Raw genomic sequence first — 26993 nt, 5'->3', positions numbered from 1 at the left:
CTCTTGATGATCCTCTTAGGGTGACGTTAAGTTTGGCGATCTGTTTCCGGGGGCGCCAACTTTGACTATACATCCAGACGGTCCGCCAGATGAGCTGCGGGCGTTCGCGCGGCAAAGTTTCGGGGCGGATCAAACATGGATCATCTTGTCCGGAGGGCGCAGCAATCGGTCTTGGTGTCTGAAGACGGAAGAGGGCTCCTGGGTTTTCAAGTTGTTTGATTCTGGCCGATCAAATCGCCTCTTTCCCAATGATCCAACCGCAGAAAGTGCGGCGCTTCAGGCTTTGGTCGGCACCGGTCTTGCGCCCGACTTTCAGACCTCTTTTACGACAGGCGCCGGCATATGCATTGTCTATCGATATGTTGTGGGTGCGCCTTTGCGCTGCACGGATGCGGAGACAATTCGAACGCTTGCAAGGCTTCATCAGGTCCGGGCACCGAAACTGAGGCGCCTTGCGAGCACGCCGAAGGCTCTTTTGCAGCAAGGCCGAAAGATTTTGGCGGGCCTTAGGGGCGAAGGCGTCAAAGAGTTGGACCGATGTGCGCCAGAGCCGCGAGACATTCCGGCCGGGCCGAGTGTTTTTCTCCACGGCGACCCGGTCCCGGCCAATGTCCTGGCTTATGGAGAAAAGCGGATGCTGATCGATTGGCAATGCCCGGCGATCGGGGACGCCACTGCGGATCTCGCAATTGCGCTCTCCCCGGCCATGCATGTCGTCTACGGAGCAGGCGCTCTTACGCCAGCGGACGAATTAACGGCTCTTCAGGCCTATCCGGACGCATCCACTATCGAACGCTATCTGTCGCTCAAGCCTTTTTACCATTGGCGCATGGCAGCCTATTGCGCGTGGAAAGTGGAGCAAGGCGAGGCCGTCTATGCCCGCGCCTTTGAGGCTGAGCTTAGCCGAATATAAGAATGGCTGCGGCGCCGAGGCCTGCGGAGACAGCCCCCCCAAAAAGGAGCCAGAGCACCTGCCAGCGATTGTGTTGTTTGGTAGGTTTTTCCGGCTCTTTGCTCTGAGCAATCAAAAGCGCCTCTGCCAATTGCGGCAGGCGCGGTCCAAACCGCGACAGAACCCGTGCGGTGTTCCACAAATCGCGGGTCAGGGCGCGCGGGCCTATGTTCGCCTTGATGTATTCCTCGACCACCGGCTTGGAAACTTCCCAAATATTGATATGCGGATCGAGCGAGCGCGACACGCCTTCGACCACCACCATCGTGCGCTGCAAGAGGATCAGCTCGGTACGGGTTTGCATCCCGAAGCGCTCAGTCACCTCGAACAGGTAGGACAAAAGCCGCGCCATAGAGATGCGCGTGGCGTCCATCCCAAAGATCGGGTCACCGACAGCACGGAGCGCACGGGCAAATTCATCCACGTCCTGGTCGGCGGGAACATAGCCGGCTTCGAAATGAACCTCGGCCACGCGTTTGTAGTCTTTTTTGATGAAACCGTACAAAATCTCGGCATAAACACGTCGTGTATACTCATCGAGCATGCCCATGATGCCGAAATCCAGCGCGATGATGTCGCCATTGGGCGCGATCTTGAGGTTGCCTTGATGCATGTCTGCGTGGAAAAAACCATCGCGTAGCGCGTGGGTCAGGAACATCTGCAAGACGCGGGGCCCGAGGACCGACAGGTCATGTCCGGCGGCGGTGATCTCATCGACATTAGAGGCGGTGATGCCGTCGACCCATTCGAGCGTCATCACGCGTTTGGACGACAGGCCCCAGTCGACGGCAGGCACCGAGAAACCTTCGTCACCCACCGTATTGGCGGCATATTGCGAGGCGGAGGCGCTCTCCAGGCGCAGGTCCAACTCGCCATGCACTACGCCTTCGAAATGCGCGATGACTTCGGTCGGGCGCAGCCGTCGCGAAGCGGGGGAGAGTTTCTCGATCAGCGAGGCGATCAGATAGAAAGCGTCCACATCGGTGCGAAAGGCGCGCTCGATCCCGGGGCGGAGCACTTTGACAGCCACGGCCTGACCCGTGTCGGCGCGCACGGCTTTGTGGACCTGCGCAATGGAGGCGGCGGCGACGGGTTCGGAAAACTCGGAGAACAGCTCGGAAATAGGGGCTTCAAGCTCGGCCTCAACGGTCTTGATTGCGGCGTCCCGAGGGAAGGCGGGCATCCGGTCTTGCAGCACCTGCAACTGCTTGGCAAGATCGGCGCCGACGACATCGGGACGCGTCGACAAAATCTGTCCAAATTTGATATAAGCGGGCCCCAAAGCGGTCAAAGCACGTGTTAAAGGCGGTTGTTCGGGGTCGCCCTTATAGCCCAACCATTGAAACGGCCAGACCACGGTGCGCGCCAAAACGCGAAAGGCTTTGGGCGCATCGAGCGCATCCATTGCCTGCGTCATGGCGCCTGTGCGCTCCATGGTCGCGCCGGTGCGGATGAGCCGCCAAATGTTGTGAGGACCGCGCATCAGAGTTTCCACCCGGAATGCAGGGCTGCGATGCCCATCGTCAAATTACGATACTTAACGTTGGAAAATCCGGCAGTTTTGATCATCTGCGCAAATGTATCCTGATCCGGGAACTTGCGAATGCTCTCCACCAGATACTGATAGCTGTCATAATCGCCCGCAATCGCCTGACCCATGCGCGGGATGACGTTGAAGGAATAGAGGTCGTAGGCCTTCTGCATCATCGGGTTCGGGAGCTGGGAGAATTCCAGCACCATCAACCGGCCACCCGGCTTCAAGACCCGGTAGGCCTCGGAGAGCGCATCAGGGATGCGGGTCACGTTCCGAATGCCAAAGGAGATCGTGTAAACGTCGAACTGATTGTCCTCGAACGGCAGCTTCATCGCATCGCCGGTGACCCATTGCAGGCTCTCGGCCATCTGTTCGGCCTCGGCGCGTTTGCGGCCCTCGACCAGCATCGACTCGGTCATGTCCAAAACGACGGAGGTCGCCCCCGGCGCGCGTTTCAGGAAGCGGAATGAAATGTCGCCCGTGCCGCCGGCCACATCGAGCAAGTGCTGATCGGGGCGCGGCGCCAGCCAATCCATCATCGCGTCCTTCCAGACCCGGTGAATGCCCATCGACATCACATCGTTCATGATGTCGTATTTCGAGGCGACGGAGGTGAACACCCCATGCACCATCCCGGCTTTCTGATCCTCGGCCACATCTTTGAAACCGAAATGGGTGGTTTTGCCGTTCTCGCTCATCGCTCTTGAACCTTTCTCGAAACTTACCCTTCTTATAGGGCTCACATCGGGCGTGACAATCGGATGTCGCAAAGCGAAGGGGGCAAAATGCCGGAATTGCCAGAGGTCGAGACGGTTCGTCGCGGGTTGGAGCCCTCGATGGCGGGGGTGCGGATCACGCAGGCGGACGTGAATAGGCCCGATCTGCGCTGGCCTTTCCCGGAGCGGATGGCCGAACGGCTTACGGGTGCGCGGGTTGAGCGGCTGCGCAGGCGGTCGAAATATATACTTGCCGATTTGGACACAGAGGAAACCTTGCTCATTCACCTCGGCATGTCGGGGCGGATGACGGTGTCTGGCGATCCCTTGGGGCAGTTCGTGCATGATCACCCAGCACAGGAAAAGCATGACCATGTGGTGTTTCACATGGAAAACGGCGCGCGCGTCACCTTCAACGATCCGCGGCGCTTCGGGGCGATGGATATGATGGCGACCGGGGAGGAAGAGACGCATCCTCTGCTGGCCAAACTCGGGCCGGAACCTCTGGGCAATGCCTTCAGCGAGGATCACTTGGTCGCCAAGCTGAATGGCAAAAACACCCCGATCAAATCGGCGCTTCTGGATCAACATGTCGTCGCGGGGCTGGGCAATATCTATGTCTGCGAAGTGCTGTTCCGCGCGGGCATCCATCCGGCGCGCAAAGTGTCGCGGATTTCTGACGCGCGGATTGCCGCACTCGTTCCGATCATCCGGGAGGTTCTTCTGGAGGCCATTGAGGCTGGAGGATCGTCGCTCAAAGATTTTCGTCAGGCCGACGGCGAACTTGGCTATTTCCAACATAATTTCCGGGTCTACGGACGCGAAGGCCACCCCTGTGTGACGCCGGATTGTGCATCTGTTGTCAAAAGGATCACCCAATCCGGGCGATCCAGCTTCTTTTGCCCAAGCTGTCAAAGATGACTTGATCCGGGGGGCGTAGCTGTTAGGACTTCCAGACACGACCAGAACCGGAGGGCGCAATGGCCTATAAAACGCTTCTTATCGAGATCAAGGACAGTGTCGAACTGATCCGGCTGAACCGACCGGAGGCGCTCAATGCGCTCAATTCCGAATTGCTGTCGGAATTGGCCGATGCTTTGGGCAAGGCCGATCTCGACCCGAAGGTGCGCGCCATCGTCATCACCGGATCGGAAAAGGCCTTTGCCGCCGGCGCCGACATCAAAGAGATGTCGGAGAAAGGCTACGCCGATATGGCCAACGAACGGCTCTTTGCCGATGACGCCGACCGCATCAACGCGACGCGCAAGCCGGTGATCGCGGCGGTGGCGGGCTATGCGCTGGGCGGGGGATGCGAATTGGCGATGATGTGCGATTTCATCATTGCCGCTGACAATGCCAAATTCGGCCAGCCGGAGATCAACCTTGGCATCATTCCGGGCATCGGTGGCACACAGCGTCTGACGCGGTTTGTCGGCAAATCGAAAGCCATGGAGATGATCCTGACCGGGCGGTTCATGGAGGCCGAAGAGGCCGAGCGCGCGGGCCTTGTCTCCCGTGTCGTGCCCGCCAAGAAACTGGTTGAGGAGGCGCTCGCCGTTGCCGACAAGATCGCTGAGAAGAGCGCGATTTCCGTGGCGGCCGCGAAAGAGGCGGTGAAACGCTCTTATGAGCTGACGCTGGCCGAAGGCATCCGGTTCGAGCGCACGAGTTTTCAGGGCCTCTTTGCGACCGAAGACCAGAAAGAGGGCATGGCCGCTTTCGCCGAAAAACGCGCGCCGCAGTTCCGGGACAAGTGATCTGGGCTCTGATCGGGCCAGAAGTGAAAAACAGGCTTTCCTTTTGCGCGATTCTCGCCTAAAGGGACGCCTTACATGCGTGTGGAGCCCGCTTAGGCTATGATGATCCTCCCCGAAAGGGTGGCGAGGCCGTTCGCGCAATCGAAATTGTAACACGACCTCGAAGAGGAATATCCCATGGCAAATACGCCCCAGTCCAAAAAACGCGCCCGTCAGGCCGACCGTCGCAACGACGTCAACAAAGCCCGTCGGTCCCGCATCCGCACCTTCCTGCGCAAAGTCGAAGAAGCCATCGCCTCCGGCGATCAGGCCGCAGCGAAAGCCGCTCTGCAAGCCGCTCAGCCCGAGCTGATGCGCGGCGTGACCAAAGGCGTCGTTCACAAGAACACCGCCTCGCGCAAAATCTCCCGTCTGGCCGCTCGCGTCAAAGCCATCGGCTAAGTCCGGATCAGTCCAGAGACTTGATAAGAATAGGAAAACGCGCCTCAGAGCGCGTTTTTTCATGTCAAAATCAGAGCGATGTGCGGCAAATTTATGCAGCTTGCACAAACGAATCTTGTGGGGAATCGCGGCTAGCAAATCCCCGCCTGTCAGGGCAATTCCCCAAATCAAACCGGGACGCCGAGCCGAGGTATATGAGGCAAATTCGCCACGCTAACAGGGGTGGTTATTGAAGAATTTGGATTCGGTTTTCGTAAAGACAGAGTCAAGCGAGAAGATCGATTGCGACTCTCCCAGCGGGGTTGCTAGCTTGCCCATGCGATTCACGTCGTCTTGGGGGGACATTCAGGAATCGTGTCGCTGAGACATACAGACTTACAGGGAAGCTCTGCCGCTCCCCTGGGTATGTTTTTGCTGCGCGATCCTGAGGCTGTTTCTCGGATAGGGGTATCCGGGGGAAAGCTGTCCGGTCCTGATCTCGCCGATTTATGCGAGGGAAAGGTCTGGTCTGTCCAAAACACCCGTGCCGTCGTCTGGAATGCCGTGACATCGAAGAGTGAGGTCTTTGATGAGTGACCGGCATCGGGCGTGGTGCGATCTATTTAGGGCCGGCATCGGCAATCATGCGACTTGTGAGGGAGCCGCGTGGCCGATGGCTTTATCCGTCCCTTCTGCCCAGGATGACTCGAAAAGCACGAGCCGTGATCTATGCGGGACACCGCAAAGGTCCGTCGTCAGCGATATGTTGGCGTGAATAAAAACGATAACGAATATCGATAATGGGTCGAAAATAGAAAATGAAAAACGATACGTGGGGACGTGTTAAGCAGCAACTTCTCGAAAGCGTGGGCCGCAACAACTACGCAAACTGGATCGAGCCGCTCGAACTGAAAAAAGTGGATAACGGGGTTGCGGTGTTTTCCGTCCCGACGAGCTTTATGGCGAACTGGGTGTCGCGCAATTTTTCGGAAACCATTCTGATTCACCTCAAGGCCGCGAATGCGCCCGCGTCCCGAGTGGAGTTCCGCGTCGAACCGCACCAGACCGCGTCTGCCGCCGAGGCGCCTGAGTCTAAGCCTCTGTCCAAAGCCGCCGCTCCGGCGTCGCAAAAACCTGCGGAGCCACAGGTTCAGGACGCGCCCGCAGATGATTTGCCCGGTGCGCCGCTCGACTCGCGGTTCACCTTTGACAATTTCGTTGTCGGCAAGCCGAACGAACTGGCCCATGCCGCCGCGCGCCGTGTCGCCGAAGGTGGCCCGGTGACCTTTAATCCCCTGTTCCTCTACGGCGGTGTTGGCCTCGGTAAGACCCACCTGATGCACGCCATCGCCCATGAAATCCGCGACCGCGACCCGTCCCTGCGCGTGCTTTATCTCTCTGCCGAACAATTCATGTACCGCTTCGTCCAGGCGCTGCGGGATCGTCAGATGATTGACTTCAAACAGATTTTCCGCTCTGTCGATGTGCTTATGGTCGATGACGTGCAATTCATTGCGGGCAAGGATTCGACGCAGGAAGAGTTCTTCCACACCTTCAACGCCCTCGTCGATCAGAACAAACAGATCATCATCTCCGCCGACCGCGCGCCGGGGGAAATCCAGGGCCTTGAGGACCGGATCAAATCCCGTCTGCAATGCGGTCTTGTCGTCGATCTGCACCCAACCGACTACGAATTGCGTCTCGGCGTGTTGCAAACCAAGGCGGAAAGCTACCGCGCGCAATACCCGGAGTTGAAATTCGCAGACGGCGTGTTGGAATTCCTCGCGCACCGCATTTCGACCAACGTCCGTGTGCTCGAAGGCGCGCTGATGCGGCTCTTTGCCTTTGCTTCGCTCGTCGGTCGTGAGATCGATCTCGACCTGACGCAAGAATGTCTCGCCGACATCCTGAAAGCCTCCGAGCGCAAGGTGACCGTCGAAGAGATCCAGCGCAAAGTCTCCGAACATTACGCCATTCGTCTCTCTGACATGATCGGCCCGAAGCGGGTGCGTTCGATTGCCCGTCCGCGTCAGGTGGCGATGTATCTCGCGAAACACATGACCACGCGCTCCTTGCCGGAAATCGGTCGCCGTTTTGGGGGCCGCGATCACACCACGGTCATGCATGGCGTGAAGCGGATCGAAGAGCTCAAAGGCACCGACAGCCAGATCGCCGACGATCTGGAAATGCTGCGCCGCACGCTTGAGGCCTGATCTGGGCCGAAGCCTGAGTCTAAAACGCTGCACCGCCGCGACAATCGTCCTCGGCGGTGTCTGCGTCTCTTGACGATCCGGTTCGTTCACCACACAGTCACAACCAAACAAACTATTGCGCCCGGCGATGGATCGTTTACCTTCAACGCCCCGGCTCATGAGACATACGAGGGTGGTATGAAAATCAGCATCGAACGCGGCACGCTATTGAAAGCCGTCGGTCAGGCGCAATCTGTTGTCGAGCGCCGGAACACCATTCCGATCCTCGCCAACGTTCTGATCGAGGCCGAGGGCGACACCGTTTCCTTCCGCGCGACCGATCTGGACATCGAGGTGGTGGACAAATGTGCCGCCATGGTCGAACGCGCGGGGGCGACGACCGTGTCCGCCGTGACGCTCCACGAGATTGTCCGCAAACTTCCGGACGGCGCGATGGTTCAGCTGACTGACGATGGCGCAAATGGCCGTCTGACCGTCGAAGCGGGCCGGTCGAACTTCTCGCTGGCAACTTTGCCGAAAGAAGATTTCCCGGTCATGGCCTCCGCCGAATACGACAGCAATTTCGCCATCGCCGCCCCGGTCCTGCGTCGCCTGTTCGACAAATCGAAATTCGCGATCTCGACCGAGGAAACCCGCTACTATTTGAACGGCGTTTACATGCATATCGCCGACAGCGAAAACGGTCGTGCGCTGCGCTGTGTGGCGACCGACGGTCACCGTCTTGCACGCATCGACGCCGATCTGCCGCCTGAGGCCTCCGAGATGCCGGGCGTGATCGTGCCGCGCAAAACCGTGGGCGAATTGCGCAAACTGCTCGACGATGATGACATGATGATCGCGGTCTCCGTGTCCGAGGCGAAAATTCGCTTTGCGACGCCGGAGATCACCCTGACTTCCAAAGTCATCGACGGCACCTTCCCCGATTACACTCGTGTGATCCCGGTCGGAAATACCCGCAAGCTCGAAGTCGATGCTGCCGAGTTCGCCAAGGCCGTGGACCGTGTGGCCACCGTGTCCTCCGAACGCTCCCGTGCCGTCAAACTGACACTGGACGAAGACAAGCTGACGCTTTCTGTGAACGCCCCCGATAGCGGCGCGGCGGAAGAAGAATTGGCCGTCGCCTATAACGACGAGCGTCTGGAAATTGGTTTTAACGCCAAATACTTGCTTGAGATTGCCTCGCAGGTCGATCGCGAGAATGCGGTGTTCCTGTTCAACTCCTCGGGTGATCCGACCCTGATGCGCGAAGGCAATGACACCTCCGCCGTCTACGTCGTCATGCCGATGCGGGTTTGAGTATTTTTTGCTGCAATGAAGACAGAGAAGTGCGATGGGCGGCCTGTTCATAGAAGAGCTGAGCCTGTCGCATTTCCGCTCCCACAGGGCCGCGCGTCTCGAGTTGGACGGGCGGCCTGTCGCCATTTGGGGGCCGAATGGCGCGGGGAAAACCAATATTCTCGAAGCGGTGTCGCTTTTGTCGCCGGGGCGCGGGCTACGGCGCGCCAGTCCCGACGAGATTGCGCGCAAGCCTGAGGCTTTGGGTTGGAAAGTCCGTGCGGATTTGCATTCGTTGCATCAATTTCATGAGCTGGAAACCTGGGCGGAAAGTGGCACGTCTCGGTCCGTGAAGATCGACGGCAAGGCGGCGGCGCAGGTGGCCTTGGGCCGTGTCGCGCGCGTGGTTTGGCTGATACCCGCGATGGACAGGCTTTGGATCGAAGCGCCAGAAGGGCGGCGGCGGTTTCTGGACCGGATGGTGATGAGTTTCGAGCCGCGTCATGCCGAGGTCGTTGTGGCCTATGAAAAGGCGATGCGAGAGCGCAATCGGCTGCTCAAAGACATGGTGCGGGATGCGCATTGGTACGCAGCACTTGAGGCTCAAATGGCCGAACATGGTGCGGCAATCATGAAGTATCGTCTTACGACGCTTGAGCGCATCGCGCAGGCGCAGGAGGGGGCGGAGACCGCTTTTCCCTCGGCGGCGCTCACGTTGAAATCGTCTGACGGGATGGATTTGCCAGAAACTCAGAGCGATCTTTTGGCGGCGTTTCAAGAGGGGCGTCCCCGCGATCTTGCGGCGGGGCGAACGCTGATTGGACCGCATCGTGCCGACCTTGAGGGCGTCTACGCCGCCAAAGGCGTGCCTGCGGATCAATGTTCTACGGGGGAGCAAAAGGCGCTTTTGATCTCGCTTATTCTCGCCAATGGGCGTGCGCTGGCCGAAGATTTCGGGGCTGCGCCGATCTTTTTGCTCGATGAGGTGGCCGCGCACCTTGACGCGGCTCGTCGCGCGGCGCTTTACGATGAGATTTGCGCCTTGGGCGCGCAGGCTTTTATGACCGGCACGGGGCCGGAATTATTTGCGGAACTCGGTCCCCGCGCCGCCGCCTATGAGGTGTTGGACGAGGGCGGAAGCTCCAGTGTGAAAGAACGGATATGACCATCACTCCCGGCGATCTCGGGCTTTATGCCTTTGCGCTTTTGATCCTGTTTTTGACACCCGGCCCGGTGTGGCTGGCGATGCTGGCGCGTGCGCTTTCGGGCGGGTTCAATGCGGCTTGGCCGTTGGCGTTGGGGGTGGTGATCGGGGATGTGCTCTGGTCGCTTTTGGCGATTTTGGGGGTGTCCTGGATCGTCTCGGAATTCGACGGGTTTCTGACCGTCCTGCGTTGGGTTGCGGTGGGGATGTTCTTGCTCATGGGCGCCTTGTTGATCCGCAATGCCGACAAACAAATCGCCGCCGACAGCCGCCTGACACGTCCCGGCATGTGGGCCGGATTTGTCGCGGGGCTGGTGGTGATTTTGGGTAATCCGAAAGCGATCCTGTTCTACATGGGCTTTCTGCCCGGCTTCTTTGATCTCTCCAGCCTGACCGTCTCTGACATCGTCGCGATCTGTGCGATTTCCGCTGTGATCCCTCTGGTCGGCAACCTCATTTTGGGGGCTTCCGTCGGTGCGGTGCGCAAAATCATGACCTCGCCAAAGGCCCTGCGCCGGATGAATATCTCCGCAGGATCTCTGCTGATTTTCGTCGCTCTGATCCTGCCCTTCGTGTGATCCGAATCCGGGCGGCATGGTCCGGCGTTTTCCCGCTCTTTTTCCGTGTCATTCGCGTGACATCCCCGGCGCGCTCGCGTATAAAATAGGCAAGCAAGAATAGGGAAAACCGCATGTCCGAAACGCCACAGCAGCCCTCCGAATATGGTGCAGATTCCATCAAGGTTCTCAAAGGCTTGGAGGCCGTTCGCAAACGCCCCGGGATGTATATCGGGGATACGGATGATGGCTCTGGCCTGCATCACATGGTCTACGAGGTTGTGGACAACGGCATTGACGAGGCTTTGGCCGGTCATGCCGATTATGTGACCGTGATCATTCACAAGGACAGCTCTGTTTCCGTGCGCGACAACGGGCGCGGCATTCCGACCGATATGCACCAGGAAGAGGGTGTGTCCGCCGCCGAGGTCATCATGACCCAGCTGCACGCGGGCGGCAAATTCGACAGCAACTCCTATAAGGTGTCCGGCGGTCTACACGGTGTGGGTGTGTCGGTTGTGAACGCGCTGTCTGAGTGGCTCGAGCTTAAGGTTTGGCGCAATGGCAAGGTGCATAAGGCCAAGTTTGTCAAAGGCGAAACCTCCGAGCATCTCGAAGTGATCGGGGACGCGGGCGATGAGACCGGGACCGAGGTGCGGTTTCTGGCGTCGGCCAAAACCTCTGACCCGGAGGGGACGTTCTCCAACCTCGAATACTCGTTCGAGACGCTGGAAAAACGCCTGCGCGAACTGGCTTTCCTGAACTCCGGTGTGCGCATCATTCTCGAGGACCACCGCCCGGCAGAGCCGCTCAAGACCGAGCTGCATTACGACGGTGGCGTGAAGGAATTCGTCAAATATCTCGACCGTCACAAAACGGGGATGATGTCGGACCCGATCTTCGTGACCGGCGAACGCGACGACATCGGGGTCGAGGTCGCGATGTGGTGGAACGACAGCTACCACGAAAACGTCCTGCCGTTCACCAATAACATTCCGCAGCGCGATGGCGGCACGCACTTGGCGGGCTTCCGTGGGGCGCTGACCCGGACGCTCACGAAATATGCGCAAGAGCATGGGATCGGCAAAAAGGAAAAGGTGAGTTTTACGGGCGATGACGCGCGTGAGGGTCTGACCTGTGTGCTGTCCGTCAAAGTGCCGGACCCGAAATTCTCGTCCCAGACCAAGGACAAACTGGTGTCCTCCGAGGTGCGGCCTGCGGTCGAGAACCTTGTGAGCGAAAAGCTTACCGAATGGATGGACGAAAACCCGGCTGAGGCGAAGATGATCGTCTCTAAGATTGTCGAAGCGGCTCTGGCCCGTGAAGCGGCGCGCAAAGCCCGCGAACTCACGCGCCGTAAATCCGCGCTCGACATGGATTTCAACGCCGCAAAACTCAAGGATTGCTCCGAAAAAGATCCGTCCAAGACCGAAGTCTTCCTCGTGGAGGGTGACTCTGCTGGTGGCTCGGCGCAGACCGGACGTGATCGTCAGACACAGGCGATCCTGCCGCTCAAAGGTAAAATCCTGAACGTCGAGCGGGCGCGGTTTGACCGGATGCTCTCCTCGCAAGAGATCGGCAACCTCGTTATGGCGCTTGGCACAGGCATCGGGCGCGATGAGTTCAAGCTTGAAAAGCTGCGTTACCACAAGATCGTCATCATGACCGATGCGGACGTCGACGGTGCGCACATTCGTACGCTTTTGCTCACCTTCTTCTTCCGTCAAATGCCGGACCTGATCGAGGCCGGGCACCTGTTTATTGCTCAGCCGCCGCTCTACAAAGTGGCGCGCGGCAAGTCGGAGGTCTACCTCAAGGACCAAGGCGCGATGGAGGATTATCTGATCCAACAGGGCGTCGAAGGCGCCGTGCTGCGCCTGAAATCCGGCGAAGAGATTGCGGGCGCCGATCTGGCGCGTGTGGTCGAAGGTGCGCGGAGTTTCAAACGCATTCTCGAAGCCTTCCCGACGCATTACCCGCGTCACATTCTCGAACAGGCGGCGCTTGCCGGTGCGTTCGAACCGGGGCGCGTGGATGCAGATCTGCCGGGCACGGCGGAGCTGATCGCCCAACGGCTGGACATGATCGCGGTGGAATATGAGCGCGGCTGGTCTGGCCGTCCGACACAGGATGTCGGCATCCGCCTGACCCGCGTTCTGCGCGGCGTTGAAGAGGTCCGCACCCTCGATGGTGCGATCCTTCGTGGCGGCGAAGCACGGCGGATTAACCAAGAAGTCAAAGCGACCGATGGGCGCTACACGGACCCGTCGAAATTGGTCCGCAAAGACCGTGAGACCGCGATTTACGGGCCTATTGATCTGTTGAATGCGATCCTGGAAGAGGGCGAAAAAGGCCTTTCGATTCAGCGCTATAAAGGTCTGGGGGAGATGAACCCGGATCAGCTTTGGGAAACCACGCTGGACCCCGATGCCCGCACGTTGTTGCAGGTGAAAATCGACGACTTCGCGGAAGCCGACGACATTTTCACCAAGCTGATGGGCGATGTCGTGGAACCGCGTCGCGAGTTCATTCAGGACAACGCGCTGAATGTGGAGAACCTCGACGCGTAATCTTCAAGCGTTTCAAAAACCTGACTTTATGCGCCTTTCCCTGTTATTTTGAGGGAAGGGCGCTTTTGTTTTAAGTGTCGATTTGATGCCCTTTAAGCATAGCAAGTCCGAATGCCGTTAAGACAAGGGAAATTCCGAATACATAGGTGAGCGAGACGAAATCTCCCTCATATGTCGGGTAAAGGCCGCGTCGCATGAGGCCCACAGAGTGCACAAGGGGATTGAACCAAAGAAAACTGCGAAAGGGTTCTGGCGTGCTTTCAAACAAATAAAAGACAGATGATAGGAGGAACATTGGCCTGTTAAAAATGTTCCATATTTGCTCCCACACAGGAAAGCGGTTGAACAGCCATGTGTTCATTACCCCGATCCCTAGAGAAATGACAAAGACCGAAAGAAACGCCATGAAAATCCAACGGAAATTCACCACGGTCTGCACGTCAGAAAATAGAAATATGCCACCCAGGACCAAAATGGCGACAAGGCATTGTGTTAGCACATTGAGAAAGAGCCGTGCTAAAATAGCGTCGGTCAATGTGATAGCGGGATAGGACAGCAGCTTTGTGCTGAAGGAGATGGACTTTCCGATTTTCGAAGAGATATCCCGATAACATGAAAACGGAAGTACGCCAGAAGCGTAGAACAAGGCAAAATGCGCGCCCAGGGGGGGGCTGCGAAAGACGAATGAGAACAGGATCGTCATAAGCGCGATACCGGCCACGGGTTCGAGGATCGCCCAAATGTAGCCGCCGGGCGCCTTACCATAATTCGAGCTCATTTCCCGGACCATCAGTGCGCCAATACTGGAGCCGGACCGCCGTAACATGGAGTGCTGCGATTTCACCTTGCCCACATCTTTCCTTGCTTTTCGAGAGGAATGCCGTTCGCCTTTAGCGTGTATTTGTAGGAAATACATCGCCCTTTATTATTTTATTTACTACGATAAGACGATAAACGGATCAACGAACAGCATCCGAGGAGCATGGAAGTCTTGGCCGCAAGCGAAGAAGAAAAAAAAATACCAATGTCTCCGAAAGGCAAAGGGCGGAAACCAGAAGATGAAGCTGTCGCACCGACCATTGTTGTGCATCCCCTCGCGCGTCCTGCGAAGGTGCAAAAGAGACACCGCTTTCTCGCGTTGAGCTTTGTGATTTGCGTACTTCTGCCGACTCTTCTGATTGGTATCTATATGGGGTTGATTGCACGAGATCAGTATTTTTCACGCGTCTCCTTTTCTGTTCGAAGTGTGCAAAGCGCGCCTGCGATAGAGTTTTTAGGTGGTATCAGCAATCTCACCGGCGCGGACACTTTGGACAGTGATATACTCTATGATTTTCTGAAAAGTCAGCAACTTGTAGAAGAGATCGACGAAGAAATCGGCCTCAGACAATATTACGTTTGCCCGGATGAAGTCTTTGATCCGCTCTATTGTCTGCGACCTGAAGCTTCTGTGGAAGAACTCGTTACGTATTGGAACAACATGACTGAAGTCGCTTACGATGGCAGTGGCGGAATCATCGAATTATCGGTCAAGAGCTTTAATCCACGCGATGCGCAAACAATCGCGGAGGTGGCCTTTAAAAGCAGTGGGCGAATGATCAACGATCTCTCGAATGCTGCCCGGGCGGATGCGACGAAATATGCTGAGATAGATCTCGAACGATCCGTCGATCGCCTGAAGTTTGCCCGTCGCCGGCTTGCGGAATTCAGGAATGAAACACAGATTATTGACCCGGATCTGGATTTTCAAAGCCAGATGGGGGTGATCACTTCGCTACAGGAACAGCTCACGAGTTCACTGATTGATCGGGGGCTTTTGGAGTTGACCACGTCGCGTCCTGATCCTCGGCTGGATCGGCTTGATGGCATGATTCAGGTCATTGAAGAGCAGGTTGAATTGCAGCGCGGCAAGTTCGGTCACTCTGAAGGCAGCCAAACAGAAGCCTACGCGGAGATGATGGGGCAGTTCGAAGAATTGAACGTCGAAGTGCAATTTGCAGAGCAAGCCTATATCCAGTCTCTGGCCAATCTCGATGCGGCTCAGGCAGAGGCGCAAAAGCAAAGCCGATATCTGGCCGCGCATGTCCGGCCGACTTTGGCGCAAACTGCCGGGGCACCCAAGGGCCTGATGATCACAGGGCTTACCTTGTTCTTTGCCTTTTTCATGTGGCTGGTGGGCGCATTGATATACTATTCTCTGCGCGAAAGGGTCTAGGGCATGGTTCGCCTAGAGCATTTAACGAAAGCTTACAAGTTAAAGACCCATACCAAGTATATCGTGAACGATGTTTCTCTAAATCTGCCGTCCAACAGAAGCTTGGCTCTCATCGGGCGTAACGGGACGGGGAAATCCACGCTTTTGCGTATGATTTCCGGGAACTTGCGTCCTGACTGGGGGCGGGCTGTAGTCGAAGGATCGGTGTCATGGCCTGTTGGTTATGCAGGGTCGTTTCACGGGGCCATGACCGGGGCGCAAAATACGCGCTTTGTGGCGCGTGTCTACGGAGTGGATACCGATGAACTGCTCGAATTTGTCAAAGATTTTTGCGAGTTAGGCGATCATTTCCATATGCCCGTGCGGACATATTCCTCTGGCATGAAAGCGCGTCTCGCATTTGCGGTTTCCGTAGGGATCCCCTTTGACACTTATATAATTGACGAAGTGACGTCTGTCGGTGACGCATCCTTTCGCCAAAAAAGTAGCGCCTTGATCCGGGAACGGCTCAAGGATAGCGGCGCTATCGTTGTTAGCCACAATATGCGCATGGTGCGTGAATTATGTGATTGTGGCGCGGTTTTAGAGAACGGAAATCTGCTCTTTTTTGATGAAATTCGAGATGCCATCGCCCATCACGAGACAAATATGAAAGCGACGGACTATTAGCCGTTCGCTACTATATCGAGCCATTTACCCCATAAAAGATAAACGAGATGCAGCATGCTTGATATCCTCATTCCACATTACAACGCTCCGGTAGATCTGCAGATGTCACTTGCATCTGTGGCAGATCAAACTTGGCGCGGTAAAAAACGTGTCGTCCTGTTCGACGATGGGTCGACCGTGGAGAATCTGGCGCAAGTGGAGCAGATCGTTAAAGATAGCCCACTGGATATCGAGCTTATTCGCAGCCCTCAGAACTTGGGCCGTCCGAAAGCCCGCAATGCGCTTTTGCAAGCGGCGGAGGCCAGATTTGTCGCGTGGTTGGATGCTGGCGATATCTGGTATCCAGAAAAGACGGAGCATCAGTTCAACACGATATTCAGACATCACTTCGAGGGCACCGATATCGATACGATCTGGGTCAGTTGCCACTATGACTGGCAATGGGTCGGGCGGCGGCGGCGCAAAGTGGTCCAAAATACCGCTGGCAATCAACTGAAAGACCTTTTTGAGGGAGACAAGCTGCGTGCATATCTGTGGACTTTGTTGGGCACGAGGGAGTCTTTCACACTCGCAAGTCGTTTTGATGAACGGCTGACACGCCTTCAGGATCTGGATTTTTTCCTGTCCTTTGTGCGCGCCGGCGGTCGGATCGTCTCCCCCGGGACTGATGCGCCTCTGTGCTGTTACTTCAAATCGGACATCGGGCGGAACGCGCAGGAAATTCGCCAATGCTATGATACGATCTTTGCGAAACATCATGCGGCTCTGCTGGGGCATGGGCGTGGTTTTGCGCGTCGGACACGGGCCAAAGCTGACTTTGTGGCCGCACGGTTTGCGCGCAACAATGGCGAAAGGTTCGGGGCGCTTGGGTATCAGTTGGGCGCTTTGTTCACCGATCCACATTATGCGGCTTTCCGTGCCAAGAAATTTGTTTTGAAAGGGTAAAACATGGAAGTGTGTCTCGTTTTGGGGCGTCGCAACGTGCTTTTGCCAAAGCACTTGGATACGCAGTTTTTCGAAAATCTTCTGGGGCCCAACCATCGGGTTTTCCTGATGCCCTGGTATTCGCGCAACGCGGGGCGGTATTATCACGAACGCCTTTTGAGTGTGGATGAAGATCGCAGACTGGAAACCTCGATCTTCGCGATTGAGGTGGACTATCAACCAGAAGAGATTCCGGTCATGATTTTTCCCTCTGCACTCGACAGCGCGGATGACGCCCTAAACCTTCAGCAGTTTCTGTCAACGTTTGTCGAAAAGTTGGGAAACGCCCCGCTAGTGGTTGAGCCGGCTATACTGGACGTTTTGGGGGCAGAAGAGGATGTAAAGGCACGCCTTTTGCCCGTGAAAGGCATGCAGTACAAACCTTTGCGCCGGATCGAACTAAAGGATGTCGCGCGTCTGGATAGGCGCTGCCAAATCAATATGTTCAGTGAAAAACTGGCTGATGATCTGGTCGACTATGTAGGGCAGTTCGGTCTCGCACTCTCGCACAAGAAAGCGCAGGATTTCATCGTCAAGAAACTCGATGGCTTCGTGACGGAGGATTTGCACTTTGATCTGGCTGCGGACGACGGGCAGCTCAAGCGTCTTTCGGATCTTATTTTCCCGGATATGCTTCAGGCTCTCGTGAACAAACCTAAAAGGAAAAGATGAGGTGTCAGAGCAGCGAATTCTGCGCAACACAAAGGTGTGTTTTGTCATTCAAAAGCTCGCCCTGCGCAGCGGGGGGGCCGAACGCGTCCTGATCGACACCGCAAATGCGCTTTATGATCGCGGTTATGCGATTGAACTTGTCTCTCACGAGCATCGCGGCAAGAAACCGTTCTACCCGCTGCGCAAAGGTATCATTCACACAAATCTTTATCCGCGCGATAAAAACCGGACCCGTATCGAGCGCCTTTGGGGGCGCTTGCGCAGCGTGTTTCACAAAAACAGGCTCTATCTTCCAGGCTTGGCGCAGCTTCAGTGGTGGAGCGAGCATGGAGGTTTTCGCCACAGGCTCGCGCGTCACATTGATGCCACTGAGCCGGATGTCGTGATCGCATTCTTGCCGCCTGCCGTCACGGCACTCGGTCATGCAAAACCAAAGTATAAACCGCGCCGCTTTGCTTCGCTGCATAATGTCCCGGAGCAGGATTTCGACAACACGCAGCGTTGGGACCTAAATCCTGTGGACCGGCGTCTGCGCAAGAGTGCCTTGGAACATTTCGACGGGATCGGGACGCTCTTACCGGAGTTTTGCGATTGGTTCGATCCTGCGTTGCGCGATCGTCTTTTGGTCATGCCCAATGCGGTCAAAACAGTGCAGGCCGAAAAGATCGCGACGGCGAAGCGGACGAAAAAAGTGGTCTCCGTTGGGCGTCTGGCGGATGTCAAAAGGCATCATCTCTTGATCGAGGCCTGGCTAGATATTCAAGAAGAATTCCCGGATTGGAGCTGTGAAATCTACGGGGTTGGCCCGATTGAGGCGCAGCTCGCGCAACAGATCAAAGAGCTTGGGCTGTCCGAAAAGGTCCATTTGCGCGGTCACTCGAAGAGTATGGAAAGGGTGTATCTCGAAAGTGCGATCCTTGCCCACCCGGCCGAATTTGAAGGCTTCGGACTGGTGATCACAGAGGCCCTCGCCCATGGATTGCCGGTCGTCGGATTTGAGGATTGTTCAGGCTTCAATTTCATCGTGCGCGATCAGGTAAGTGGCATTTTTGTGCCTTCGGAGGGAAGCCGCAGCGCAAATCTAGCGCAAGCGCTCGCGCATCTCATGCGCGATCCCGAAACGCGCGCACGCCTCAGTCAAGCAGGACTTGAGGAACTTGAGCGCTTCAGAGAAGACAAGGTGCTCGACCTTTGGGAAGAGGTCATCCACGGCAAAAAAACACAGGCGGAGGTCTGAATATGGGCCGTCTTATTATTCACATCGGAACGCATAAGACCGCGACAACGTCGATCCAACGTGGTTTGTCGAGAAATCGGCAGGCTTTGCTCGAGCGGGGCGTTTTCTACCCAGATTACGATCTGATTGGTGCGAAAGGGCACTACGCCCATATCGGGATCGCAAACGCGTTTTCAAAAGCGCACCCGGACATGTCCCGTGAACAGGCCATTCGCTTTTTCGCTGAAGTGTCACGCCGTGCCGCGGATTATGACGTCACCATCCTGAGCGCCGAGGCGTTTTTCCGTCACATCGATCTGACCAAAGACGGCAATCCACGCAAAATTCCAGGGCAGCCAGAGCCGTATTGGGAGGCGCGCCAGGCCTATATCAATAACCTGAGACGACACTTCGATCACGACAATATCGAAATTGTCATGGCGGTACGCCGGCAGGTCGACTATGGCATGTCCCTCTATCAGGAACATGTCAAAACGAGCAGATATAATGCGAACTTTGCAACGTTTCGCGAAAAACACTGGCAACGCTTTGACTATCTGCGTCAGGCACGCGCGTGGCGTGAAGGGTTTGGAATACTCCGGCTGCTTCGATTTGAGGATCTTGTCCAGAGTGAGGATGTCCTGAAAAGCTTTGGTGCCTTGATTGATGTCGATCTCTCGGGGCTGAAGGCTGCGCCGCGCGAGAATGCTTCACTGCCACCAGATTTGGTGGTTTTGAAACGCATGATGGCGGATTCCAGCGCATCGACGAATGGTCTAAGAGAATTGGTCGATAAAATCTCCCGCGGCAGTCTCAAGGCCATGCTGAAAGAAATGCCAAAACGGAGCCTTTATCAAGACTTTGAGGATATGCAGGCGTTTCATCGGAGTTTCTCCGATGCGAACGAATTGCTCAAAAGGGAGTTCTTGCCACTTTTGTCGTCGCATGAGCCCCTATTTCCCGACACTTTGAAGTCTGACTACCTTTTCGGCGACTCTTTGCACACGGAATTCCTTTTGCATCTCAGCCGCCATTTGGCAAAAAACTGAGCTGTGGATGCGCAGAAACATATCTGCTTAGTTGCGGGCGCGATGACGAACGGTGGCATACGTCGGGTGCTGCTCGTGCTTGCAAAGGTCTTTCTGGCGCGTGGTCATCGGGTCGATCTGGTCCTGACCAATCATGCAGAGCTTACTTTGGAATTGCCAGATGGGTTGAATGTTGTCCGGCTTGGCACACGCACTCGTAAATCTTTGCCGCATGCGGTGCGTTACCTGTCTGAAAATCGCCCGGATGCTGTGATTTCAGGGCGGGTCTATACAGATCTTTTGTTTTTGGCTGCAAAGCTTTTGTCGCGTCAAAAACACTGTCGTCTGATATGGACGTTTCACACCGAACAAACGATGGAATTGGCGCATCAAAGCGTGCCGATGAAGCTTTTGATGCGCTGTGCATACAGGCTTAGCCCACTCACAGATGTATGTGTCGCGGTGTCCAAGGGGGTGGCACGGGATTTGATGCGCTATGTGCCAAAGGCAGCGCGGATAGAGGTGATTTACAATCCTGTTGCTCCATTGGGCGCAACCCCAGCGTTATGTCCAGATCACCCTTTCTGGCTTCAAAAGGACGTACCGATTATGTTGTCGGTGGGGCGACTTGTGCCCCAGAAAGACCATGCGCTTCTGCTTAGGGTTTTCGCGGAGTTGCGGGCCCAGCGGCCACTCAAATTGTTCATTTGCGGTGATGGTCCCTTGCGTGGCGCGCTTGAAATCCTCGCGGTAAAAACCGGCTATGCCCAAGACATCTGTTTTGCTGGGCACCTTCCGAATCTTGAGCCTTATATGACGAATGCCGACGTGTTTGTGTCCACGTCTCGTTGGGAGGGATTTGGCCTAGCCATCGCGGAAGCCCTCGCTGCGGGATGTCCTGTCGTGGCAACGGATTGTCCCTCTGGCCCTGCGGAAATTCTGGATCATGGCCGCTTGGGCCATCTGGTGCCCCTAGGCGATAAAGACGGCCTGATCCAGGCTATTTCGGAGACGATCAATGCGCCGAAAGCTGCGTCTCATGGGCCTGAGACCCTTTCGGCTTACGACCCGGACCGCGTTGCGGATGCTTATCTCGATCTGATGGAACGTTTTTCCAAACAGTGACTCTCTGGCGCCATGAGCAGACCAAAGAGTCTGCCCATATCACGAGAAATAGGCCTTACGCGACCCACTTGAGGGCAATCGGATTGTTCGGATCTCCGGCAAGAATATCCTTGGCGTAGGTGCGCAATTCGTGCTCCAGGCCACACCGCGGAAAGATATGGGCAATGGCCCGCAGATGCCGGTGCAAACGGGTTTCGCGCGCCATGATTTCCTTCGCGACAGCCTTGATGGCTTTCTTCTGGTTCAGACGCCAGAGGCTGCGCAGGTAGATATTCAATTGATCGTCCGAGAGCGTTTCAAACTGTGTCACGCTATCGCAAAGTGTGATGAAAGCATCGGTTTCCTCAGCCTTGAGATTGGACCCGAGGGCGACCGCGGCGGATTGCACCAGATTAGAAACGATGTCGGTGACTTCGAAATAATGCGCGATCAATTGTTTGACGATCTTGCCGACAAAACCGTCCCGAACATGGCGCAGATCTGCTTCATAGGCATCTTCCAGCGGCGAAAGTGTCGCGTTTTCATAGCTCGGGAAATAGTCGAGCCACTCGTAAAGCCGCTCGATTTTTCCAACAGCGCTGCGCAATGTCGACTTTGACAGGCTGTTTGCAATGATGACGTCGGCCTCGGTGAATGTCGCGTTGAGGGACACCGGAGAGACAGTGGTGATGATCATGACATCGGGATTGAGGCGCCGTAGGGTCTCGACACTGCGTTTCATATAGTCGAGACAGGCCTCGTAATCGAGATTGACGAAGTCGTAGTTTTTTGCATCCCGCAGCGTGGCGCGTGTGGCAGGCGCTTGATGGATATGAAGCCCGCTGTCTCGATCTACCCAGCTTTCCGTCAGGCCGAATGTCAGTGCAACGAGATCAGAGGAGAAAGCCTCGACATAAAGCTTATAAATGCTGTGGCGGCGGGCAATAAACCGCTCTTCGGTGACGGGTAGGAAGCCGCCGAGATGAAGGTCAATCACCTTGCCATCACGGGTGTCAAAACGCATCGGGTCCGCATCTTGCGGGACAAATCCTGTGCCGCGCTCATAGATTGCGGCAGCCCATTCGATTTCCTGACAGACTGTCGCGGGCGTATATTTGTTGAGAATGCCGTTGCGTCTCTTGCCGCTCCATTCTTCTTCAGGGACAGAGAAGTCCAAGGTCGGAAGTTGAAAGCCCAAGAGCGCAAGATGCTCTTCGATATTGCGGGCAAAGCAGCTTCCGATAGTAAAGACCTTTGCCTTGGAGGGGACTTTAAATGACGGAGAAAGGCTCGGCCATGCCTGTGGGGTCAGACGATCTTTGACAGAGGACCAATTAGAAAAATCGCCACGCGATTTGAGTGCTTGTGCGGCGTTCACGCGCTCGAAAGCTGTTTCTGTCATGGTTGAATTCCTTTATCCTCTGGGCCGAAAGCTATCGGCCTTGATATTTCTTGCCAATAGATAACAAATGCTGAGCAAGGACGAAGACAGTGAAAGATATGGCTGATATATCGGTTATAATTCCCGTATATCGTCAGTGGGACGGGTTGTCTCGCCTCTTGTGCGCTCTGGATGCGCAAACACTTTCACAGTCTCGATACAAGATTGTTGTTGTCGCAAATGAGCTACCGCCCAAAGGATTTGATGTCGCCGGGACTGCACAAAATGCGCGGATGATCGTTTGTCTTACGCCGGGGTCCTATGCCGCAAGAAACGCGGGGATCGAGGCTACCACCACGCCATTTGTTGCATTTACCGATGCTGATTGTCTGCCCGCTGCAGATTGGCTGGAATGCTTGTTGGTGCGGCTGACGAAGGCCCCAAAAAACCTGTGTGCGGGGCGTATCGACATAGACACGCCTGCCCATGAAACACTTTGGGCGGCATATGACATCATCCGAGGCATCCCGCAAAAACACTACGTCTCGAGAGGCTATGGGGCCTGTGCCAACCTGGGTGTCGCGCGTAGAGTGTTGGAGGCCGTCGGCAGCTTTGATGTGACGCGGTTTTCCGGAGGAGACGCCGCGTTTTGCCGCAAAGCCGGCCAAGCGGGGTTCGGGATTTCCTATGCCGATGAGGTTCGTGTGACACATCCGGCCCGTACGACCGCCCGTGACGTCATCACCAAAGCAAGACGGGTGCGGGGTGGTCAAATCCGGGCCGGCACAGTTGGGCGACGGATGCTGTGGATGTTGGCTTCCTGTGTCCCGCCGCTTCGCCAGACCTGGCGCTTTCTCCGCAAAAAGGCACCTTGCGGACGCAAGGCCAAAGCGCTTCTGGTGCTTTATGTCCTGTGGGGTGTGACCTTGTGGGAAACCGTGAGGCTTGTGGGCGGTTCGAACGCAGAGCGTCAATAATCGACCCATCCGAGATGCTTGAGCCCGGTGCGCCACAAATAGGTGCTATAGGCTTTCAATGCGCCCAGACGCGATAGGTTTGGGAGCGTCTGATAGACATGGCGCGTCGCCAAGGCCGAGGGCAATTTTGCGGCCGATAAGGCATCCGGCCGACGCCTGTAAAGCGTCAACGGGGTATCTATGCCGTGGCAGCTTAGACCCCGTTGTGCCAAGTGCAGCCACAGTGCGTAGTCCTGACGGCGCCTCAGATCGGGAAAGCGCACCCCGTTCAGAGCAGATTGATGGATCATAACCGTCGATGTCCCGATCGGATTGCCGCGCAAAAGTTGTTTATAGTCGATCTGCGCCGGAACGCGCCGGGTCGCCAAGGGGCGCCCATCCCCATCAATGACCCCGTAGCTTGTCGCTCCAAAGCGATACCCTTGGCGCTCGAGCCAACTCAATTGCGTAGCGAGCTTGGTCTCAGTCCAAATGTCATCGGCATCGAGAAACGCGATCCAAGGCGTTTGTGCCGCCGCCAATCCGGTATTGCGCGCCGCCGCTGCGCCTTTTTGTTCTGTGTGATGCAGCAACCTGATGCGCGAATCCGTAGCCGCGTAGCGCGCAACAATCGAGGCACTGTCGTCCGAGGATTTGTCGTCAATGGCGAGCAGGGTCCAGTTGTCATGGCTTTGCGCAATCACGGACTCAAGCGTTTCGGGAAGATAGGGGGCACAGTTGAAGACAGGCATTATGATGGTTACCGCCGATCCCATATCCGCTCTCCTGATCTCCAGTTCAGTCCACATTAGCCCGAGCAGGCAGCGGCGCCAAGTCATGGCATTTTCTTAAACTTCTCTGGGAATGCCACATTTGCAACGCAGTTGAGTGAGGCTTGCGTAACCACAGTATTTTAAAGTCGGCCATGGGTAAAAATGGGGTCAGCCATGTCGTCTTTTCTTTATGAAGGCACGCAAACAGTCGGAGATGTCATCTATGATCACGATATATCCGAATACATATTATACGAGACTTCTGGCGGGTCGTTTCTTGTCACCTTATCTGGCGAAAACGGTGGTATGGCAAGCTATTCTGTGGGGGCGGATGGGCGTTTAACGCTGATCGACACGCAGAGCTTCGGTTTTGGATTGCGCAGCCTGCTGACATCGCAATCTGTTATCGTAGATATCGGTGGGACGCATTATGTGCTTGTAGGCGCTTCTGAATCGGGCGACGTTTTCGCCTATGAACTTACGGACAGTGGCGCGCTCCTGTCCCCAACAATCCTGCCAAGCTCGGCCACGGAAATGGCCGATGTTCGCAGTTTCCTGACTCTGTCAGACGGCGGCAATGTGGCCAGCCTGATCAGCGTCGGCGCCGATGGCTACGTACGTATGTTTCATGTCGCACAGGAGAGCGGCGATCTTGTCTCAGAACAGTCTACGGTTCTGTTCCAAGGCGACATCTCCGCGATCGACTATATCGAAACCGATGCCGGAATTATCATTCTGGCTTTGGATCAGTCAGACGGAAATGTGCTATCTTACCTCTATGATCCGATTACTGAGACGGCGACGCCGGTGTGCGAGACGGGCGCAATTGATCAGATCGGCATGGGTTTGCCCGAAGACTTCACAACGCTTGAGATTGGTGGACAAACATATGTTGTCGTGGCCTCGCCCGGATCGGGTTCCCTAACCGTGTTCAGCATGGATGAGGACGGCGTGCTCGATGCGGTCGACCACGTACTAGATACCAGAGAGACACAGTTCAGAGCGGCATCTCATGTGGAAGCCTTCACCCTGAACGGGATGGTGTTTGTCGTCGCCGCCGGTGCGGACAATGGCCTGAGCCTCTTTACCATGAACGAAAATGGACAGCTCATTTTACTTGAGAACCTCTCTGCCTACGCCTCGATGCCGCTGTACGATCCCTGTAGTCTGGTTATTGATGTCAACCTTGATGGTGTGTCGATCTATGTCTCCTCAGAGTCTCAGGCGGGGACAGTCAGATTGTTTTTCGACGCGGACCGCTGGTCCACGCCCCTTTGGGGCGGAGATGGTGCGGACATAATTGACGGAACCGCTAGCGGCGAGGTGTTGTCTGGCGGCGCGGGTAATGACACGCTGAATGGACGAAATGGTGACGATATTTTGGTCGATGGTGATGGCGCAGACCGCCTCACCGGTGGCTATGGCAATGACATTTTTGTCACTAGCGAGGATGGCGAAACCGATACGATCACGGATTTTAACATCGGTGATGATCGTCTCGATCTCTCCGACTACACGATGGCCTATTCCGATGATGCTGTAAGCTGGTCCTATCTTTCTGGCGGCATACGTCTGATCATCAATGGGGAATACATCGATGTGTTGTCCGATGATGGCTATGACATTGATTTCGATGACATTATTGCGACCGCATTTCTCGGGCCGGATCGTCCGGCCATCGATTCGGTCGGGACGATGATTGGCGGCGCTTCAGATGATCATATCGAGGGAAGTGTCTTGGGCGACACGCTCATTGGACAAGAGGGCAATGATGTTCTCATCGGGTACGAAGGCAATGATCTTATTTATGGCGGCGATGGGGACGATATGCTGTACGGCGGTGACGGAGACGATGAAATCTACGGAGATGCCGGATACGATTTCATAGACGCGGGGGCCGGAAACGATCGTGTATATGGGGGAGGCGGTCGTGATACCGTCTATCTGTCGGATGGAGATGACTGGTTTTTCGATGATGGCCAGGGTGGCACCCATGGCCGCGACACGGTTTATGGCGGCAGCGGTCGGGATGTGATTGCCGGTGGTGGCGGCCAAGACATCTTTTATGGCGGGTCCGGCAGTGACCGGATTTACGGCGGCGATGACGACGATCAGCTTTATGGCGACGATGGTTGGGATCGGCTCTATGGCCAAGCCGGCAATGATTATATTTCCGGTGGGGCGGGGCGTGACTACCTTTACGGTGGCGACGGAGATGACGTGATCCTCGGCGGCGATGATGACGATATTCTTTCCGGGAACGATGGGAATGACACTCTTTACGGCGGTGCACATGGGGATCGCGGTTGGGGTGGTCTCGCAAATGACACTCTTTACGGCGAGGCGGGGTGGGACCGTCTCTACGGTCAAGAGGGCGCTGACACGATCTTCGGCGGCGATGGGCGTGATTACCTTTACGGCGGTGATGGCAATGACACGCTGTATGGTGAGAATGATCACGATACCCTGCTTGGAGACGCCGGTGATGACGCACTCTATGGCGGCGCGGGAAATGATCGTCTCTCCGGAGGCGCAGGGATTAACCTTCTCGAAGGCGGCATTGGTGCGGATAGATTCGTTTTCGATGACCTGTCCGGTCAAAGTACAATCTCAGACTTTGAGCTCGGCCTAGACGACGTGGAGTTTGCGCGAGGTGTTGTCGAGAGCGATTTGAGTTTCTCCAGCAACGATCAGGGCGATCTGGTCATCTCCGTCGCGGGCGGAGAGGGGCTCCTGTCTCTGAGCGGTGTCTCGCTCTCTGAGGTGGGTGATCTGGATTTCGTGTTTGTCTGAACTG

The 26993-nt window shown here is 56.1% G+C and carries 23 protein-coding genes; 18 read left to right on the top strand and 5 right to left on the bottom strand.

All coding sequences use genetic code 11. The features are described 5' to 3' along the window. Positions 1 to 61 precede the first annotated feature (61 nt). A complete protein-coding gene (locus ACN0X0_RS06850; RefSeq protein WP_417278556.1) occupies positions 62 to 913 on the top strand; it encodes a phosphotransferase in 852 nt (283 codons plus the stop codon). On the opposite strand, the gene ubiB is transcribed toward ACN0X0_RS06850, so the two are convergent. Then, positions 900 to 2435 carry a 2-polyprenylphenol 6-hydroxylase gene (gene ubiB, locus ACN0X0_RS06845; RefSeq protein ID WP_417278555.1) on the bottom strand — a complete coding sequence of 512 codons (1536 nt, stop codon included), beginning with the start codon at positions 2433 to 2435 and terminating at the stop codon, positions 900 to 902. The two genes, ACN0X0_RS06850 and ubiB, sit on opposite strands and share 14 nt — an antisense overlap. Next, a complete protein-coding gene (ubiE, locus tag ACN0X0_RS06840) occupies positions 2435 to 3184 on the bottom strand; it encodes a bifunctional demethylmenaquinone methyltransferase/2-methoxy-6-polyprenyl-1,4-benzoquinol methylase UbiE (protein WP_417278554.1) in 750 nt (249 codons plus the stop codon). Before ubiE ends, ubiB begins: the two co-directional genes overlap by 1 nt. A gap of 87 nt (positions 3185 to 3271) precedes the next feature. Between ubiE and mutM the strand changes: the two genes are divergently transcribed. The 8 genes from mutM (at position 3272) to gyrB (ending at position 13198) form a co-directional block, all read left to right on the top strand. Continuing rightward, entirely contained in the window at positions 3272 to 4123 is an 852-nt protein-coding gene (gene mutM, locus ACN0X0_RS06835; protein WP_417278553.1) for a bifunctional DNA-formamidopyrimidine glycosylase/DNA-(apurinic or apyrimidinic site) lyase, read from the top strand. Positions 4124 to 4182: 59 nt separating this feature from the next. Then, positions 4183 to 4959: an enoyl-CoA hydratase gene (locus tag ACN0X0_RS06830; protein ID WP_417278552.1), complete on the top strand. Its 777-nt coding sequence runs from the start codon at positions 4183 to 4185 to the stop codon at positions 4957 to 4959. Between the two features lie 177 nt (positions 4960 to 5136). Continuing rightward, a complete protein-coding gene (gene rpsT, locus ACN0X0_RS06825) occupies positions 5137 to 5400 on the top strand; it encodes a 30S ribosomal protein S20 (protein WP_417262492.1) in 264 nt (87 codons plus the stop codon). Positions 5401 to 6197: 797 nt separating this feature from the next. Next, positions 6198 to 7592, top strand: coding sequence for a chromosomal replication initiator protein DnaA (gene dnaA, locus ACN0X0_RS06820; RefSeq protein WP_417278551.1), 1395 nt, complete (start codon positions 6198 to 6200; stop codon positions 7590 to 7592). 177 nt (positions 7593 to 7769) lie between these two features. Next, positions 7770 to 8888, top strand: coding sequence for a DNA polymerase III subunit beta (gene dnaN / locus ACN0X0_RS06815; RefSeq protein WP_417278550.1), 1119 nt, complete (start codon positions 7770 to 7772; stop codon positions 8886 to 8888). Positions 8889 to 8922: 34 nt separating this feature from the next. Continuing rightward, on the top strand, positions 8923 to 10032 hold the full coding sequence (gene recF, locus ACN0X0_RS06810) for a DNA replication/repair protein RecF (protein ID WP_417278549.1): 1110 nt from the start codon (positions 8923 to 8925) through the stop codon (positions 10030 to 10032). Continuing rightward, entirely contained in the window at positions 10029 to 10649 is a 621-nt protein-coding gene (locus ACN0X0_RS06805; RefSeq protein ID WP_417278548.1) for a LysE family translocator, read from the top strand. Before recF ends, ACN0X0_RS06805 begins: the two co-directional genes overlap by 4 nt. Positions 10650 to 10762: 113 nt before the next feature. Beyond that, the gene (gyrB, locus tag ACN0X0_RS06800; RefSeq protein WP_417262497.1) at positions 10763 to 13198 is read left to right on the top strand and encodes a DNA topoisomerase (ATP-hydrolyzing) subunit B; all 2436 of its coding nucleotides are present in this window, start codon (positions 10763 to 10765) and stop codon (positions 13196 to 13198) included. Positions 13199 to 13268: 70 nt separating this feature from the next. Here gyrB and ACN0X0_RS06795 read toward each other — a convergent pair whose 3' ends face one another. Then, entirely contained in the window at positions 13269 to 14051 is a 783-nt protein-coding gene (locus tag ACN0X0_RS06795; protein WP_417278547.1) for an ABC transporter permease, read from the bottom strand. A 129-nt stretch (positions 14052 to 14180) separates the two neighbouring features. Here ACN0X0_RS06795 and ACN0X0_RS06790 point away from each other — a divergent pair, with 129 nt between their 5' ends. From ACN0X0_RS06790 to ACN0X0_RS06760, 7 genes are read left to right on the top strand one after another with little or no spacing between them, the layout of a single operon-like run. Further along, positions 14181 to 15413 carry a hypothetical protein gene (locus ACN0X0_RS06790; protein ID WP_417278546.1) on the top strand — a complete coding sequence of 411 codons (1233 nt, stop codon included), beginning with the start codon at positions 14181 to 14183 and terminating at the stop codon, positions 15411 to 15413. 3 nt (positions 15414 to 15416) lie between these two features. Then, positions 15417 to 16082 (top strand): ABC transporter ATP-binding protein, encoded by a 666-nt coding sequence (locus tag ACN0X0_RS06785; protein WP_417278545.1) that lies wholly within the window; start codon positions 15417 to 15419, stop codon positions 16080 to 16082. A gap of 54 nt (positions 16083 to 16136) precedes the next feature. Next, positions 16137 to 17027 carry a glycosyltransferase family A protein gene (locus ACN0X0_RS06780; RefSeq protein ID WP_417278544.1) on the top strand — a complete coding sequence of 297 codons (891 nt, stop codon included), beginning with the start codon at positions 16137 to 16139 and terminating at the stop codon, positions 17025 to 17027. A gap of 3 nt (positions 17028 to 17030) precedes the next feature. Further along, entirely contained in the window at positions 17031 to 17738 is a 708-nt protein-coding gene (locus tag ACN0X0_RS06775; protein WP_417278543.1) for a hypothetical protein, read from the top strand. A 1-nt stretch (position 17739) separates the two neighbouring features. After that, complete coding sequence (locus tag ACN0X0_RS06770; protein ID WP_417278542.1) at positions 17740 to 18975, top strand: glycosyltransferase; 1236 nt, start codon at positions 17740 to 17742, stop codon at positions 18973 to 18975. Between the two features lie 2 nt (positions 18976 to 18977). Continuing rightward, positions 18978 to 20003 (top strand): hypothetical protein, encoded by a 1026-nt coding sequence (locus ACN0X0_RS06765; protein ID WP_417278541.1) that lies wholly within the window; start codon positions 18978 to 18980, stop codon positions 20001 to 20003. A 3-nt stretch (positions 20004 to 20006) separates the two neighbouring features. Next, positions 20007 to 21107: a glycosyltransferase gene (locus ACN0X0_RS06760; protein ID WP_417278540.1), complete on the top strand. Its 1101-nt coding sequence runs from the start codon at positions 20007 to 20009 to the stop codon at positions 21105 to 21107. 55 nt (positions 21108 to 21162) lie between these two features. On the opposite strand, the gene ACN0X0_RS06755 is transcribed toward ACN0X0_RS06760, so the two are convergent. Continuing rightward, a complete protein-coding gene (locus ACN0X0_RS06755) occupies positions 21163 to 22488 on the bottom strand; it encodes a GSCFA domain-containing protein (RefSeq protein ID WP_417278539.1) in 1326 nt (441 codons plus the stop codon). Positions 22489 to 22586: 98 nt separating this feature from the next. Here ACN0X0_RS06755 and ACN0X0_RS06750 point away from each other — a divergent pair, with 98 nt between their 5' ends. Further along, positions 22587 to 23444, top strand: coding sequence for a glycosyltransferase family 2 protein (locus tag ACN0X0_RS06750; RefSeq protein WP_417278760.1), 858 nt, complete (start codon positions 22587 to 22589; stop codon positions 23442 to 23444). Here ACN0X0_RS06750 and ACN0X0_RS06745 read toward each other — a convergent pair. Then, positions 23438 to 24199, bottom strand: coding sequence for a glycosyltransferase family 2 protein (locus tag ACN0X0_RS06745; RefSeq protein WP_417278538.1), 762 nt, complete (start codon positions 24197 to 24199; stop codon positions 23438 to 23440). The genes ACN0X0_RS06750 and ACN0X0_RS06745 overlap by 7 nt on opposite strands. A gap of 303 nt (positions 24200 to 24502) precedes the next feature. Between ACN0X0_RS06745 and ACN0X0_RS06740 the strand changes: the two genes are divergently transcribed. Then, on the top strand, positions 24503 to 26989 hold the full coding sequence (locus ACN0X0_RS06740) for a calcium-binding protein (RefSeq protein WP_417278537.1): 2487 nt from the start codon (positions 24503 to 24505) through the stop codon (positions 26987 to 26989). Positions 26990 to 26993 lie beyond the last annotated feature (4 nt).

Origin of the sequence: Celeribacter sp. (genome assembly GCF_048270365.1) — a bacterium.
GTDB lineage: Bacteria > Pseudomonadota > Alphaproteobacteria > Rhodobacterales > Rhodobacteraceae > Celeribacter.
This window is presented reverse-complemented; position numbering and strand designations above follow the sequence as displayed.